Origin of the sequence: Legionella donaldsonii (assembly GCF_900452385.1) — a bacterium.
Lineage (GTDB): Bacteria > Pseudomonadota > Gammaproteobacteria > Legionellales > Legionellaceae > Tatlockia > Tatlockia donaldsonii.
Genome location: NZ_UGOA01000001.1, coordinates 1,098,006 through 1,113,718 on the forward strand (window position 1 = coordinate 1,098,006; position 15,713 = coordinate 1,113,718).

Genomic DNA, 15,713 nt, shown 5'->3' on the forward strand with positions numbered 1-15,713 from the left:
TTTATATTTAAAGCAATCCAATGTTAGCGATTTGCGTTTATTTTGCAAGCAACTTTTGCTGCTTGTATTACCTCATTGATGAGTTAAGATGATAGATGCCTATGGACAAACGGAGCAAGGAAATGCCGAGAATTATTGATCGCCTCGAGGACTTTGGTAAAGAACTTATTGATTTTATTTCAGATAGTTCTGAGGAAGGTAATAAACGTTTACAAGAAATCTTTAAGCAGGCAAGCAAAGAATATAATCAATATCAGGATTCTTATTTATGGTCCTGGCTTTATTACTATACTCGCCAGCGAACCGCAGCATTTGAAAAAACCATTTCGGCGTTAACTACTGTTGTTGATCCCATTATACAGTTACAAGAGTTTAGAAAGTTTGTCAGCGAAGGAGAATGGAAATCGACTTCAGCCAATATTGATCTCTATATTTTTTTAATTCGTTCCATAGAAGGCTATGAACCCGAAGAGGATCATGTCTTACGTACAGTCATTATACCGCGCTTGAATCAGTTGATCTGCAAAGATATTGATAACCTGATTAAAGCGCATGAGAACGCCATGCAGGAAGCTGAAAAACGAAAAAAAGAATTGGAGGCAATGCTGGCTGGAAAGCGCAAAGAAATGGAAAATGTTGTTCTCTTTGGGGCTGAGAATACAGCAATGGAAACGGCGGTAGAATCCCCGGAAAAACAGGTTTTCTCCCTGATCCGTCTTTCTCCGGAAGCAGAAAGCTCAGACTGGCAATTAACCTGGTATGACTCGACTGGAAAAGCAAACCGATTAGAGATTTATGGTGAATTAAAGCAATTGCTGCAGGAAATAAAAGTATTGCCGGAAGAAAACTCAAGCCGTCAGTTTAAAATAAAATCCGCTTGTACCAAATTAGTCGATGAACTGCTGGCGAAAACACAGGTTCTGGTGAACCCAGCCCCGGAGCTCTTGAAAGACCTCACTTCGACTTATGTGCTCTCCACCAAACCCATGCAAATTGTTTGGTATGATAGTCTGGGCAATCACCAACCTTTAAATTTACATAAATACCCTCAGCTGGAGGCGTGGTTAGGCCCTAAAACCGAGTTTACAGAAAAAGATTTGCCTCGCCTGAAAATGTATTTACGCCATATTGTAGTACGGCGTGAAGTCGATGAAGATAAACAGAGCAATGTCTTTGAGCTCTTACGTAAGAAGCATGGGGAAACGTTAATAGCAACGAATAGTATTGCTGCTGTTCCACCTTACAAGCTTACAGCAGGGACTTATTTATTAATTCGTGAGCCCGATGCAAAAACTGGTGCCTGGGTTTTATATCAAAGGCAAAAGGGAGGGATCAATCAACGGATCAATACCGATAATTGGGAAGCCTTTCATGAAATTCTTGCTCAAAATAAAGATTTTTCAGCTGCCGAATTAAGCTTGGTTGAAAAAAATAAACTGCGTGAATGCATCAAAAAAGCCGATAAAATTTTAGTAAAAAGTAAATCCTTGTGTGTTGCAGTGAATCATTTTTCTGCAGACAATCCGGGAACTTATGATCCAGGTACCTTTATTGTGACCAAGCAAAAAGAACAATGGCAGTTGTTCTATATTGATATGTTGCAGAAAGCCATTGAGGTGGATTTAACACAGTGTAGTCAGGTTAAGCCTCTTTTCGCACAGTGGTCTGGTTTACCTGAGGTTCTTGGAACAGTACAACTTGGCGAACTGTCTAAATTACTTGCTGATTTTAAGCCTGCTGCCCGTCTTAAGGGGGTCGATGTTTCTGAATTGGAACGATGCCTGGCAGCTGGAAAGCAAAAAAAGGAAAAACAAGGAGCAGAAGAGCCAAACTTAACAACACAAACCCTTACTTCTCCTGAAGTACCCAGTAAATCGTTATGCTTGGCAGTGAATCATTTCTCACCTGCCAATGCGGCAGGTTATAAACCCCGTTCATTTATTGTCACCAAGTTGGAAGACCAATGGCAACTGTTCTATATCGATAGCTTGCAAAAAGTCATCCCGGTTGATTTGGATCAATGTAAGCAGGTCAAGCCTCTTTTTGCGCAGTGGCTTGTCATGCCCGAGTCTTTGGGAGAGGATGAATTAGAGGCGCTGTCTAAGTCGTTAGGTAGTTACAGACCTGCTGCCCGTCTTCCGTCTCAGGATCTTTCTGCCGTGGAAAAATTTTTGTTTGGTAGGCAACAGGCCCAAACACACCCACAGCCGACAATGGTAGACTCCCCTACCATCCCGGAAAAAATGCAGCAGGTGAGTCAGCCCCGGTTATTTAATAATATGGCTAAAATTCCCCCCGGAAGCGATGACATAGACTCGCCTGTTTTTACCGTGTAACCGCTTAGCTGTCTCGGCATGTCCGAGACATCCAGCTATCGGGGACTAAGGGTTATATCGTAACAGGGTTAATAAAAAATTTTTTTTGCCAGCCACTCAAACATCATGGTTTGGGTGGCTTTAGACGCAGTATCCATACTTTGCATACAAACAAACGAAACATTCTCTTTTTTGTCCGCTTGGGCCAGCTTATTTCTAATTTTCGTGAGATTATGACTAGCCGGATTTATCGTAATGGTTGCCAGGGAATTATCAAACACCACCTTTTTTGCTTTAATTTCTAAATGGTGTGACAGAGAAATCGGCCAAAATTGTCGTTGATCACGCAATGGATGGTTGAGGTTTTGAGTCAATAACTCGGGTTGTTGGAGAAAAAAATTTTCGAGGGTCGCTTTCTTTATTGGAAAGGGGGCATGAGGCAGATGAAAAAACTTCCTTTGCCAGCCTGCTAATCGGGCACTGTTTTCTTGTACTATCCGATGTTCATTTTGTTTGGGTGTTTTTACTAGTTTTTTAAAATAGGTTAGCCATTTTTTGTCTGTCTGCGTTTTCCAATTTCCCCGGAAGACAAGGTTACTGCCACGAAAAAAATCCTCATAGTGAACCGGGCGAATTAAGAAACAATCATCATTAAAATAAATAAAATGATTCGCTAACCCGTTGATTCGCCATAAGGCAGATTCGATTGCCAGGCTGTTAAAAGTAGGTAAGCAATGTTCAAAACCAAAAAAAATTTCACGATGATCAATGAGTTTTACTTTGTTTTCATAAGGGGTGCCGGCAAATGTTTTCATCAGGGGAGGCGTTTGGGCATCGGTAACAATATAAATAGTTCGCAGCCAAGGTGCAAACCGTAGCAAGGAGTGGACACAGTAATCCAGTTCACCTTGTTGGTTAAATCGGGTAGGCGCTGCTGCCTCAGGTCTTTTATCAAGGCCTCTTTTAGCAAGATAGGAGGCCAGTTTTTCTGCATGCGCTTGATCGTAGCCATCTACCCAGGTGATCACGGCATCGACTGGTTCATTGATTGAATGACTACTCATTTAAAATCCCGAAGTAATTGGGTATCGCCAATCACGCCCAAAGGCTCTGGGACTGACTTTAACACCAGGAGCAGCTTGACGTCGTTTGTATTCATTTCGCTTGATCAAGCGAATCACTTTATTGACATCGGTAGCAGGAAAACCCATCTCAATAATCTCCTCGGCTGCTAGGTCATTTTCCATATAGGCTTTAATGATTGCATCCAAAATAGCATAGTCGGGTAAACTGTCTTGATCAGTTTGGTTGTCTGCAAGTTCTGCACTTGGCGGGCGGGTAATGACTCGCTCAGGAATCACTGCTGATAAACGATTACGGTAGCGAGCCAGGGCATAGACCTGGGTTTTCAAAACATCTTTCAATACTGCAAAGCCGCCGGCCATATCGCCATATAAGGTCGCATAACCGACAGACATTTCACTTTTGTTGCCTGTTGTTAAAACCATCTTGCCTGTTTTATTGGATAGGGCCATTAACAACATACCCCGAATTCGAGCCTGTAAATTTTCTTCGGTGGTGTCTTCAGGCAGTTGGGCAAAGGATGGCGCCAAGGTCGTTAAAAGACTTTTAAAGGCTGGTTCGATAGGGAGTAGGGTGCTTGTTACCCCTAAGGCCTGCAACTGTAATTTGGCATCTTCGAGACTCATGTCGGCGGTGTAGCGAGAAGGCATCATGACAGCATGGACTCGATCAGCACCTAAGGCATCGACGGCAATTGCTAAAGTCAGGGCTGAATCGATTCCTCCTGATAAACCAAGCAAAACCCCTGGGAAACCATTTTTTTCAACATAATCGCGTGTGCCGCAAAGCAAGGCTTCATAAATTAATGGCTCTGGTTCAAGAAGCGGTGTGATCTGCCCTGTTATTTTTTGTTGCTCAAGAATCACTGTCTCCAATGACTCGCTGAAGGCTGGGGCACGTGTACAGAGCGAACCTTGTTGATCAAAGGACATCGATTGACCATCAAAAACCAATTCATCCTGGCCGCCTGCCTGGTTAACATAAAAAATGGAGATACCACGGCGGGCATGTGCCTGCAATAAATTTTCGCGTAGACGTTGTTTTTCATAATCAAAAGGGGATGCATTGATGCATAGCAGGCCATCAATCCCTTCTTTGAGCAGTTGTTCAACCGGGCCTTCCTGCCAGATATCTTCACAAATACAGAGGCCAAGCTGGTAGCCTTTGACTGTCAGGATACAAGGATTTGCTACCCCTGGGGTAAAATAACGTAACTCATCAAACACCCCATAATTGGGTAAACGCTGCTTGTGGTAGCGGGCAATAAGCTTGCCCCGATAAAAAACGCTTGCTGCATTAAAACACCGCCCTTTTTCCAGGCTAGGATGGCCAACAATGACATGACAATGATCGGTATTTGCCTGAATAGTTTGTAAGGCCTGCTCAACTCGTTGATGCAACGTTTGCCGAAAGAGTAAATCCTCGGGTGGATAGCCGGTAAGAGATAGCTCTGGAAAAAGAATGACATCATGTTTTTCTTGTTGGGTTTGAATCACATGGACTAGTTTTGCAGTATTCGTTTCAATTGCACCAACTGTCGGATTAAGTTGAGCAAGCAAAATGGTTAACGTTTGATGCATATGGTTTTGGTACAAGCGCGACATAAAAATGATTTAGTTTATAACATCAGGCTGATTCTGTCGTTAATTATAGACATTATATTTAATGGATCGACTCGGCCTGCCGTATTCGGATTTAAAAAATCAAGGCGTGAAAGGAAGGTATTTTAAAAGAGCACTTTTAAAGCTCCCTGTTCTAAATACTACAATTGCCTTAGTTTGAACTGAAAATTAGTACACTACGATATCAAAAATAAGCCAACTTCGGTATAATATCGCGTTCAAGTTTTGTTATAGAAGATCGCCTATGCTAAAAGAAGCATTATCACGGATGGCTGATGTTTTTTTACCTGCCGTGTTGATGCATGGTCAAGAGTACCAACAAAAAGCACATGTACTCAATATTCGTCTCAGTGATGGTTTGCTGAAAGCACGTGTAAAAGGGCATTCTGGCCAGATTTATGATGTTCATATCGATCTGAAAACCTGGCCGGCAAAACCGGCTCACTGCAGTTGTCAATATAAGACTAATTGTAAGCATGCCGCAGCCAGCCTGTTTGCTTTACAAGTGAGGGAAAACTACGAAATTCCTGCTCCCTCAGGGAATAAGCGTGAGCAATCATTAAATACCTGGTTAACCACTTTACGTGAAAAAGAAGTAAAAAAAACGCCGGCAGACAGCTCACATGAGATTATTTATTTGCTTGAACCACAGTTTGGCGGCCATGAACATCGAATGGTGATAAGACTGGCAATCGCAAAACGCCTTAAAAAAGGAGGGGTAGGCAAAAAAATAATCCTCAATAGTATATCAGAGGGGAAAAAACAACACTTCGCGGCAGAGGATAATGAAATTATCACTTCTTTACTGGTGAAATGTGCAGTTCAGGGTGGGTTCGAACGCTTAACTATTCGTAACAGTGATTTAATAGAGAAAATTCTGGCTACTGGAAGAGCTTATCTCAATACGGATGAGGAACCCTCGGTAACCCTGGGCGAGCGGTTGGATGCCAATTTTTGTTGGCAATTAGAGGCGACAGGCCAACAGCATTTGGTTTTAGAGGTTAATGGTCAACAAGTACTCCCTTTATTGCTTGATAGGCTTTTGTATTTTGATGAAGAGAACCATGTCATGGGTTCTTTAAATAGTCCCTATAGTCTTGGCGAATTAAAAAACATAGTAAATCTCCCTGTCGTTGGTTTGCACCAGGCTTCAGCGGTCGCGATGAAAATTGCTGAAACTTACCCGCAGTTACCCCTGCCTAAAATTTACGACTATAAAGAGGTTCGTAGTGTTAAACCCAAACCTGTGCTCATTTTTGATGCAATCGAGTTAGACGTTTCTTCGGCGGCAGATCAAAATCTACATCCGATTCTTTTAGTGATTGATGTGCTTTTTGATTACGAAGGGGTAAGAGTAAAAATTGACGATGTTTGTCCTACCGTGGTGCGGGAAGAGAATGGACGTTTGGTTGCTATCCAGCGTGATTTGGTTGAAGAGAAAGAAAAAAATAATGAAGTAGAGCAAATTCTTAAACTTCGTAGTGCAACTTTTAGTGAGAAATTGCATTCTCCTTATGAATTACGTGATGAAAAAATATTGGCTCATTATAGCAACACGGATGATTTACCCCGTTTATACAATCAGGTTATTCCCCTGTTAAAAACGAAAGGATGGGAAATCGAGTTTGCCCATCCTTTTTATGAAGAAATTGTTGATGCTAATGAGGTGGAATGGTTTTCTGAGCTGGCTGAACGAGGGAATGATTTTTTTTCATACCAATTAGGTATTCTAGTCGATGGAAAACAGGTCAGTATTGTACCTCTGGTCGCTGAGCTTATTGATCGATTTGATAAAGATAGTATTGATAATTTGCCAGACGATGAAAAAGTGAGATTGCGTCTACCAGATGGGAAGGCCTTACAGGTGACCCTGGGACGAATCAAACCATTGATCCGTTTTCTTTTGCAGTATGGTACTCGTCATATCAGAGATGCCCAACCCTTACAGATAAACCGTTATCAATTAATCCTGATGCAAGAAACAGAGCGGGCAATGACGGCCGTGTCTGCTCGTTGGCAAGGTGGTGAAAAATTTAGGGAACAGCTGCGGCAATTAGTGACATTGGCTGGCTTGCCAATGGTTGAATCACCAAAAGGTTTGCGTACTCTTTTGCGCGATTACCAGCATCAAGGATTGAATTGGTTGCAATTTTTACGTGTGTGTCGTTTTGGCGGGGTATTAGCTGATGATATGGGGTTAGGTAAAACGGTACAGACTTTAGCTCATCTGCAAGTTGAGAAAGAGGAGGGGCGTTTAACCAATGCCAGTTTAATTGTTGCGCCAACGAGTCTTGTCGGTAATTGGTATGAAGAAGCAAAGCGTTTTACGCCAGAATTAAACGTTTTGGTATTTCATGGTCTTGAACGCCATGAGGATGTGTTTGATGATTATGATTTAATTATTTCGACTTATGGATTGATTCAGCGGGATAAATCGCGTTTTATTGATTATCCTTTTTATTACCTTATTCTTGATGAAGCACAATCAATCAAAAATGCACGCACTAAAACAACGCAAATAATCCAGCAGATTCAAGCAGAACATAGACTTTGTTTGTCGGGCACCCCTTTGGAAAATCACCTCGGTGAATTATGGTCTCTCTTTCATTTTTTAATGCCTGGGTTATTAGGCGATGCCAAACAGTTTAGGCAGTTTTTTAAAACACCCATTGAGAAGCAGGCCGATATGGAGAGGCGAGCGCTATTAGCCAAACGGGTCCAACCTTTTATGTTGCGCCGTACTAAAAACCAGGTTGCCAGTGAGTTACCTGATAAAACGGAAATGACTCGGACGATTGAGTTAACTGGTGCTCAACGTGATCTGTATGAAGCAATCCGGATGAGTATGGAGAAAAAAGTACGAGAAGCCATCGCTAAAAAGGGAATGAGCAAAAGTCAGATAGTCCTTCTTGATGCCTTACTTAAGCTAAGACAGGTTTGTTGTGATCCAAAATTGTTGTCAATGCCAGGCGCTGAGATTGCGCATGGGACTTCAGCCAAATTAGATACCTTGATGGAGTTATTGGAGAGTTTAATGGATGAAGGGCGACGGGTTTTAGTTTTCTCACAATTTACTTCCATGCTCAAATTGATAGAAGAGCAACTCATTGAAAGAGATTACTCTTATCTGAAGCTAACCGGGCAAACTCAAAATCGGCAAGCGTTGGTCAATACTTTTCAACAAGGGAAGATTCCTATTTTTTTGATCAGTTTGAAAGCCGGTGGTACTGGTTTGAATTTAACCCGCGCTGATACAGTAATTCATTATGATCCCTGGTGGAATCCAGCTGTTGAGGATCAAGCTACGGACAGAAGTCATCGTATAGGCCAGGAAAATCCAGTGTTTGTTTATAAATTAATTACTGCGGGTACTGTCGAAGAAGCCATTTTGGCAATGCAAGCGAAAAAAAGACAACTATTTGATGGGATTCTATCTGACAAGTCGAGTGCTATGAGCACCTTGACTGATAGTGATGTTGAACAATTTTTTATGCCATTACCTAAACCATAAAAACTAAATCGCTGATTGCAAAGCTTCACATCATAGCCTATTCTAGCATATGAGAAAATTTATGGAGAAAACTCATGAGACAATGGAAGGCGTTTTTAGCATTGATTCTTACGGTATTATTTATACCTGTTGCCCTGGCGCAATCACCTGCTGGAACATGGACAACAATCGATGATAAAACAGGCAAGAAAAGAGCAGTTGTTCGTATTAACGTGTCTGGAAACACACTTAGTGGTACTATTGTGAATGTTTACCCACAACCAGGCGATACAGGGATTTGTTCAAAATGCCCAGGTGGCTTTAAAGACAAACCTATCAAAGGATTGCAAATTGTATGGGGATTAAAGGACAAAGGGAATGGTGAATGGGATGGTGGTCAAATCCTTGATCCAAAAACCGGTAAAATCTACCGTGCCAAGATGACTCTGAAAGGCAATAAGCTTTATGTAAGAGGTTATATTGGTGTTTCAGTACTTGGCCGTACTCAAGTTTGGGTTCGCTGAGAAGGTAGTTTTAGCAAAATTTTGTCCTTTTTATAATCTTAATGTTTAAAAAGACACACTAAAGTGTGTCTTTTTTTGTTTGATATTACAAATAATTCTCAAATTATAGCGGTTTACCAAAATCATGGCAGAAGTACAAACACGAAAAAATACGGCAGTGGATCCATTGAAGCGTCCTCCTCATTCGGCAGAGGCTGAGCAAGCCATTATCGGAGGCTTGATGCTTGATAATCAGGTTTGGGATAATGTGAATACAAAATTATGCGAGGCAGATTTTTATCGCACCGAACACCGCATTCTTTATCGTGCCATTACCGAATTGGCGAAAAAAGAACATCCTTTTGATGTTGTCACGCTCTTGGATACCCTAAAGTCAAACAATGAACTGGATGATGCCGGTAGCGAAACCTATCTCTTTGAGTTGGCTAATAATACCCCCAGCGTAGCCAATGTCTCTGCTTATGCAGATATCGTGCGTGAGAAATCAGTGCAACGCCAATTAATTGCTGTTGCCGGACAAATTGCCGATGCGGCTTATAATCCAGGTGAAAGAGAAGTCACTGAACTCCTTGATTTTGCTGAAACGAAGGTCTTTGCTATTGCGGAACAAACGGGTGGTGATAAAGGACCTGAAAATATTAAATCAATTCTTGCGAAAGCAGTGGAGAAAATTGATACACTTTATCACAATGGCGATGCGCTCACTGGACTGGCAACAGGACTCAGTGATCTTGACGAAATGACTTCAGGTTTACAACCTTCTGATCTGGTTATTGTCGCAGGTCGGCCTTCGATGGGTAAAACAACCCTGGTCATGAATATGGCTGAACATGCAGCGATCAAATCCGGGAGGCCGGTATTGGTTTTCTCCATGGAGATGCCTGCCGATTCGCTTGCCATGCGGATGATGTCATCGCTGGGACGCATTGATCAACATCGCATTCGTACTGGTAAGTTAGATGATGATGACTGGCCGCGTGTTACGTCTGCTGTGCATATGTTATCTGAAGCGCCTCTCTTTATTGATGATACGCCGGCACTAAGTCCAGCGGAAATGCGAACTCGCGCGCGGCGTTTAGCCAAAGAGCATGGTCGCTTGGGGCTGATAGTCGTGGATTATCTCCAGTTAATGAAGGTGCCTGGTTTCAAAGCGGATAATCGTACGGCAGAGATTTCAGAAATTTCACGGAGTCTAAAATCATTGGCAAAAGAATTGGAAGTTCCAGTTGTTGCCTTGTCGCAGCTTAATCGTAGTTTGGAGCAGCGTCATGATAAAAGGCCAGTGATGTCTGATCTGCGTGAATCGGGTGCGATTGAACAAGACGCCGATTTAATCTGCTTTATCTATCGTGATGAAGTTTATAATGAAGATAGCCCTGATAAAGGGGTGGCGGAAATTATTATTGCCAAACAACGTAATGGTCCGATTGGCAAAGTTCGTGTTGCCTTTCTTGGTAAATACACGCGTTTTGAAGATTTGGCTTTTAATGGTTACCAAGGGGTAGATTAACGTGGCTAGGCCTACTCGAGTTCAAATTGACTCAACAGCGCTTATACATAATTTGAATCAAGTTAAGCATCATGCGCCCAATGCCAGGGTTATCGCGATGGTTAAAGCGAATGCTTATGGTTGCGGTATACCAGCGGTAGTACCTGTACTTGAAGGGCAGGTCCATGCTTTTGGTGTTGCTTGCCTGGAAGAGGCAATGGCTATTCGTGCTTTAGGGGTGCGTAGTGATTGTGTACTCTTTCAAGGGGTATTCAGTGCAGATGAGTTATATACAGTTGCGGCGCATCACTTTCAATGTGTGTTGCATCAACCGCATCAGTTACAGTGGTTATTGGCCACGCCGCTGCCTTCTAAAATCAAAGTATGGGTTAAAGTGAATACCGGTATGCATCGCCTGGGTTTTGCACCTGGCGATATCTACGACGTCATGAATGCTTTGCATAATTGTCCCTGGGTTGATGATGAAATTGGTTTAATGACTCATCTTGCCTGTGCTGATGAACCGGACCATCCAAGTAACCAAAATCAATTGCGGCTCTACAAAGAACTTGATTTACCACCATTAAACATACTACGCAGTATCAGTAATTCTGCTGCCATACTGACGTTACCTGAAACCCACGAAGACATCGTGCGGCCTGGCATCATGCTCTATGGCGTGTCTCCATTTGGAAATAAAACTGGCCAGGAATTGGGGTTAATGCCAGTCATGCGCTTTGTTTCAGCAATCAGTGCTATCCACCATTATCCGGCTCAGGCCAGAATTGGTTATGGTGGCACTTGGCAAACAGCGAGACCCTCTGTTGTAGGTGTAGTGGCGGTAGGCTATGGTGATGGTTATCCTCGCCATATCGCGCAAAATACTCCGGTTTGGATAAACGGCTATCAAGCTCCCATTATTGGTCGGGTATCGATGGATATGCTAACTGTTGATTTAACCGATTGTGCAGAAGTAAATATTGGTGATCTGGTTGAGTTGTGGGGGCAACATATCGCGGTAGAGACTATTGCGTTGTCAGCTGGTACTATTGCTTACGAATTGCTATGTCAATTTTCTCCGCGAGTACGTCAGGATAAATTGTTATAGCATTAGGGGCTGTTTGCATTTCTTATAGCTTAATGATTTGTGCTTCGCTGCTCGAACATCAAGCGATAAGCCCTTAAGCGAGCGAAATGTAAACAACCCCTATTGTGGTTGTGGATAATATCTATACGTGATGGTAGAATGGCAACCGATTTTACAACGATTACGCAGGTGAATTCGCATGAAAAAATTAGCGTTGGTATCACTCTCCCTATCAGTGTTTATGACTGGTTGTGCCCAAGTAAACAATGAGGGAATAGGAACGGTGACAGGGGGTGTTGTTGGCGGTCTTATTGGTAGCCAGTTCGGTAGTGGTTCAGGCAAAGTTGCTGCAGCTGCTGGTGGCGCATTATTAGGAGCTTATCTGGGTGGTAATATTGGCCGCACCATGGATCGTCTTGATCGCTTGGAAATGCAAAAGGCGTTGGAAACTGCACCAACAGGACGAGCAGTAAATTGGCAAAACCCGGATACTGGTAATCGTTATACTGTTCAGCCGACAAGAACATATTATACGAATCAACAACCTTGCCGCGAATACATTACAAAAGCAATTATTGGTGGTAAAGCGCAACAAATCTATGGCAAAGCTTGCCGACAAGCGGATGGTTCTTGGCGCGTAGTAAGCTAAGATCTAATCGGTTATCTAACTAAGTCGGGCCCCTTGGCCCGACATTCTCACTTATGACTAATGCACCCTAGTGAGCATACCAAATGCTGTTGTTATATCCATCAGGGTAAGAGACGCCATACCACTTATTAGGTTCATTATATCCATAACCAGCGTAGTAACCGTTATCGATGTAAGAGCCATTTTCATAATAACCAACAGCGATAGGATCATAGGCTGGGCCACTACTTTGGTAAATGGTGCAACTACTCAACAGGATAACGGGCAAAAAGACTACTAGTAGTGGAACAAGTTTCTTCATGATGGCATCCAAGCATGGTCTATGTAATTAAAAGTATAGCTAAATTACTGGGATAATTTGGGCTGTCTCAACTTGCGATGCTACAGTACGGTCGTCCGGTAATTCGATAGTGAGCTTCTTTCTGGTTACTGGTGGCGCTAAAAAGGTTATGCCAAGTGAGTCTGAAATGGTTAACTTCTTGAGAGATATAGACGGGACAGGATCCTGAGCCATTAATTCATTTGCTGCTGTTAAATCCCGTCTTGACTCCGCTACGGGTAATATAGAGGCTTCTGACATTTTTCGCGTGTTCAGTGTCGGGAGTAGAAGTGGCAAAACGTCCTGAGCTGCTTTCTCGTTACTGAGAGGCGCTAAAGGGGGTGAAAAAGGAATCACCGGCGAAGTAAATTTTAGCTGTGCACCCACGACCTTAGCTCCTCGTGTACAATTTTCAATAGAAACGGCAGTGGCGTTTTCTGCTACATCATAGAGAGCCTTTGATTGGTTTGGCCCTTCTAGTAAATGACCCGTTAACAAGAGATTCAAGATAATTGCCAGTCCTTTTCCGGCACCCCCAAAATAATAATGCGCTATCTTATCTTTGCTTGAAGTGAAGGTATTGGCATGCTCTGCACTGCTAAGGCTGCGCTTTTTGTAATCATGATTTGCAATATAGGCAGGAAAATTTTGGATATAATTATTGGGAAAGCCACCGCTATTGTCTTTAATAACTACTGAAACAGCGTCCTTGTCATTCAAGTCAAGTTCAATACTCATTTCCAATTGAGTCGTGGATTGCTGATTGTCTACATAATTCTTTAAAATGGCATCAACACTATTTTTCAAGAGCTCAATAAAAAAACGATCAAGTGTATCAATAACCAGTGGAGCAGGCTCCTGGTAGTTTGCGTTTAAAAAATCAAAACCTCTTTCTTGGGCTGGCTTAGCCCATAATGCTTTGATAGCAGGCCAGTGCAATGCTCCACCTACGCCAGTTAAGGTCTCCCCAATCAGGGTGCGAAGCTTTTTAAATTGGGTGAATAACTCTTGATTAGCCGGTTCGGCTGCATGCTTCATGTAAGCTTCACAGTAACTTTTTAAATCTAAAGATAACTTGACGACAAATGGATTATTGGTAGGAGCAATTTTGATTGTAGTCATAGTGGGAAGTTAATTTAAGCTCAAAGTGCGCGAATATTATCATGTTGATCTTAAAAAGGGCATCTTTATTGATTTTGCGAGTGTGACTGATTTGGACTGACTAGTCATAAAACCAAGACAGAAATTAACAGAACCCGCTCTTAGAGTAACGTATGTTGTGTTTGTTCCCGTAGAGACTGTTGCGCATAGAATGTCCAGACACTATTTGTGCTATATTTAAACAGTATCTGATACGTTGCTCAATCTATTTTTGTTGGTAGAACAAAGTAGGCGGATGAGAGATTTAAATTACAACATTCTTTCAGGGAGCGAGTCATGGCCGACCTAATTTTTTCCGCTTTGCCACAACCAAGGCGTCCTATTGCTTATGTTCATCCTTATGTCACAGTAACCCAGTGCGTTGAAATGATGACTAACGATAATATTGGTGCCCTTGTTGTATTGGATGATGATACAAATTCTAATCTTCTGGGAATGGTGACAGAGCGAGATATCATTAGATCTTGTCTGTTCCGGGGGTTGGATCCTAAAAAAGCAACTGCAGCCGATGTACTTTATTCGGATGTGAGTGTCTTAAATTTATTTGACCCTATTGAGTTGGCTATGGAAACCATTACCAAGACAAAGAGACGCCATGTTCTAGTCGCTGAACAGGGTAATCTGGTTGCTATTCTTTCAATTGGTGATTTGTTGTTTCATGTACTTGAAGACAAAACACGCGTCATTGAACACCTTGAAAATTATATTCAGACCTCTTATTAGAATTCATCAACTTGTACTGCTACATAATGCCGGATAAATCCGGCATTCGCGTCTTCATGCGATCTATTTCGATAACCCAACTAATTCGCTTCGGTAATTGGTTTTGTCCTTGCGGCCAGGATCATGCTGGCAAGCTTTTTCAGATCAAAATTAATATTGAGATAGGGTTTATTCGTGAATGAAATGAGACCAATTTCAGCACTGGGAGTGAGTTGGATATGACTAGTGACACCATTGACCCAACCATTTTTGGTCAGTTGGACGGGAAGACCCTGGGCTGGAAAATCGACGGTCCAGCCTAGTGCCATGGCATCTTTACCAAAATCCAGGGGATTATCAAATTGGGATTGATAAACATAGCTAGCCTGGGCAAGAATCGTATCTTGTAGAGCTGCTGGTGATTTACTCAATTGATAACGGGTGAACTTTAACAAATCAGCCATTGTTGAATAAATTCCACCACTGGGTTGTTCAAAACGAAATTCCCAATCTTTTTTAATCAAATCGCCATTGAGCCAATAACTGGCTATTTTACGTTGGGTCTGTTCTGGGGATAAGGTGACCGTGGTATCGACTAATTTGAGTGGTTTACTAATGAGTAGTTGTAGTAAGTTGCCATAATTAGTATGCATTTCTTTTGCTAGTAATTGACCCAGTAGGCCGAAAGCAACATTGGAATAAAGGTAATGGGTTCCAGGGGCATAAGTGGGTTTATAACTTTCATACCAACTGAGGAATTGGGGCATGTCGTAGGGATAATTAGTTTGATAATCATTATCCTCCGGAAGAGTTGGTAACTGCCGCGGAAAACCAGAACTATGGGTTGCTAAATCCAGCAAGGTGATTGGATGTATTTGTTTTCCTGATCCGTTGAGCAAACTGTCAATAGGCGTATTAAGTCGTACAGCACCCTGATTGACCATGTTGGCGAGCATTTGCGTAGTAAACACCTTGGAAACTGAGCCAATAGGCCATACGGTATTCATCTTGGGACGTTGGCCATTATTTTTTACTGTTTCACCACAACTAATCACTGCTCTTTCATTGCCAGAAATAATTCCAATCATGAGCGCTGGAACGCTACTCTGTTCAAAAATAAACATTTGAATATAGCTGGTCATTACAGCCAGGGGGAGTGTTTTGATGTTCTGTTGTTCTATAACCTGGCATTCTGGTATAGCTGCTTCGGCGAGGAGCGGGAGAAATAATCCGAAGACAACGCTTAACATTCTTGTAATCATAAAATATCCT

Annotated in this window: 12 protein-coding genes; 7 read left to right on the forward strand and 5 right to left on the reverse strand. The window is 42.3% G+C overall.

The features are described 5' to 3' along the window. Positions 1-122 precede the first annotated feature (122 nt). The gene (locus DYC89_RS05215) at positions 123-2,336 is read left to right on the forward strand and encodes a hypothetical protein (RefSeq protein ID WP_115220812.1); all 2,214 of its coding nucleotides are present in this window, start codon (positions 123-125) and stop codon (positions 2,334-2,336) included. Positions 2,337-2,404: 68 nt separating this feature from the next. Here DYC89_RS05215 and DYC89_RS05220 read toward each other — a convergent pair whose 3' ends face one another. Both DYC89_RS05220 and DYC89_RS05225 read right to left on the reverse strand, forming a co-directional pair. Next, complete coding sequence (locus DYC89_RS05220; RefSeq protein ID WP_115220813.1) at positions 2,405-3,379, reverse strand: stealth family protein; 975 nt, start codon at positions 3,377-3,379, stop codon at positions 2,405-2,407. Next, positions 3,380-4,978, reverse strand: coding sequence for an NAD+ synthase (locus DYC89_RS05225; RefSeq protein ID WP_115222662.1), 1,599 nt, complete (start codon positions 4,976-4,978; stop codon positions 3,380-3,382). Between the two features lie 286 nt (positions 4,979-5,264). Between DYC89_RS05225 and DYC89_RS05230 the strand changes: the two genes are divergently transcribed. From DYC89_RS05230 to DYC89_RS05250, 5 genes are all read left to right on the forward strand, one after another. Further along, positions 5,265-8,531 carry a DEAD/DEAH box helicase gene (locus DYC89_RS05230; RefSeq protein WP_115220814.1) on the forward strand — a complete coding sequence of 1,089 codons (3,267 nt, stop codon included), beginning with the start codon at positions 5,265-5,267 and terminating at the stop codon, positions 8,529-8,531. Between the two features lie 74 nt (positions 8,532-8,605). Continuing rightward, positions 8,606-9,034, forward strand: a complete 429-nt coding sequence (locus DYC89_RS05235; protein WP_115220815.1) for a DUF2147 domain-containing protein — start codon at positions 8,606-8,608, stop codon at positions 9,032-9,034. Between the two features lie 124 nt (positions 9,035-9,158). Continuing rightward, positions 9,159-10,544 (forward strand): replicative DNA helicase, encoded by a 1,386-nt coding sequence (gene dnaB, locus DYC89_RS05240; RefSeq protein WP_115220816.1) that lies wholly within the window; start codon positions 9,159-9,161, stop codon positions 10,542-10,544. Between the two features lies 1 nt (position 10,545). Beyond that, entirely contained in the window at positions 10,546-11,631 is a 1,086-nt protein-coding gene (gene alr, locus DYC89_RS05245) for an alanine racemase (protein WP_115220817.1), read from the forward strand. Between the two features lie 178 nt (positions 11,632-11,809). Further along, complete coding sequence (locus DYC89_RS05250; protein WP_115220818.1) at positions 11,810-12,259, forward strand: RT0821/Lpp0805 family surface protein; 450 nt, start codon at positions 11,810-11,812, stop codon at positions 12,257-12,259. A gap of 67 nt (positions 12,260-12,326) precedes the next feature. Here DYC89_RS05250 and DYC89_RS05255 read toward each other — a convergent pair whose 3' ends face one another. Together DYC89_RS05255 and DYC89_RS05260 are read right to left on the reverse strand one after the other, a co-directional pair. Continuing rightward, positions 12,327-12,560, reverse strand: a complete 234-nt coding sequence (locus DYC89_RS05255; RefSeq protein WP_115220819.1) for a hypothetical protein — start codon at positions 12,558-12,560, stop codon at positions 12,327-12,329. 39 nt (positions 12,561-12,599) lie between these two features. Then, a complete protein-coding gene (locus DYC89_RS05260) occupies positions 12,600-13,616 on the reverse strand; it encodes a hypothetical protein (RefSeq protein WP_147285477.1) in 1,017 nt (338 codons plus the stop codon). A gap of 399 nt (positions 13,617-14,015) precedes the next feature. Between DYC89_RS05260 and DYC89_RS05265 the strand changes: the two genes are divergently transcribed. Continuing rightward, positions 14,016-14,462, forward strand: coding sequence for a CBS domain-containing protein (locus DYC89_RS05265; RefSeq protein ID WP_115220821.1), 447 nt, complete (start codon positions 14,016-14,018; stop codon positions 14,460-14,462). Between the two features lie 80 nt (positions 14,463-14,542). Here DYC89_RS05265 and DYC89_RS05270 read toward each other — a convergent pair whose 3' ends face one another. Further along, positions 14,543-15,703, reverse strand: coding sequence for a serine hydrolase (locus DYC89_RS05270; RefSeq protein ID WP_115220822.1), 1,161 nt, complete (start codon positions 15,701-15,703; stop codon positions 14,543-14,545). Positions 15,704-15,713 lie beyond the last annotated feature (10 nt).

Excerpts from the sequence above, each read along its gene's own strand:
- DYC89_RS05215 (WP_115220812.1), top strand. The coding sequence starts at position 123 with ATGCCGAGAATTATTGATCGCCTCGAGGACTTTGGTAAAGAACTTATT.
- DYC89_RS05220 (WP_115220813.1), bottom strand. The coding sequence starts at position 3,379 with ATGAGTAGTCATTCAATCAATGAACCAGTCGATGCCGTGATCACCTGG.
- DYC89_RS05225 (WP_115222662.1), bottom strand. The coding sequence starts at position 4,978 with ATGCATCAAACGTTAACCATTTTGCTTGCTCAACTTAATCCGACAGTT.
- DYC89_RS05230 (WP_115220814.1), top strand. The coding sequence starts at position 5,265 with ATGCTAAAAGAAGCATTATCACGGATGGCTGATGTTTTTTTACCTGCC.
- DYC89_RS05235 (WP_115220815.1), top strand. The coding sequence starts at position 8,606 with ATGAGACAATGGAAGGCGTTTTTAGCATTGATTCTTACGGTATTATTT.
- dnaB (WP_115220816.1), top strand. The coding sequence starts at position 9,159 with ATGGCAGAAGTACAAACACGAAAAAATACGGCAGTGGATCCATTGAAG.
- DYC89_RS05250 (WP_115220818.1), top strand. The coding sequence starts at position 11,810 with ATGAAAAAATTAGCGTTGGTATCACTCTCCCTATCAGTGTTTATGACT.
- DYC89_RS05255 (WP_115220819.1), bottom strand. The coding sequence starts at position 12,560 with ATGAAGAAACTTGTTCCACTACTAGTAGTCTTTTTGCCCGTTATCCTG.
- DYC89_RS05260 (WP_147285477.1), bottom strand. The coding sequence starts at position 13,616 with ATGAAGCATGCAGCCGAACCGGCTAATCAAGAGTTATTCACCCAATTT.
- DYC89_RS05265 (WP_115220821.1), top strand. The coding sequence starts at position 14,016 with ATGGCCGACCTAATTTTTTCCGCTTTGCCACAACCAAGGCGTCCTATT.
- DYC89_RS05270 (WP_115220822.1), bottom strand. The coding sequence starts at position 15,703 with ATGATTACAAGAATGTTAAGCGTTGTCTTCGGATTATTTCTCCCGCTC.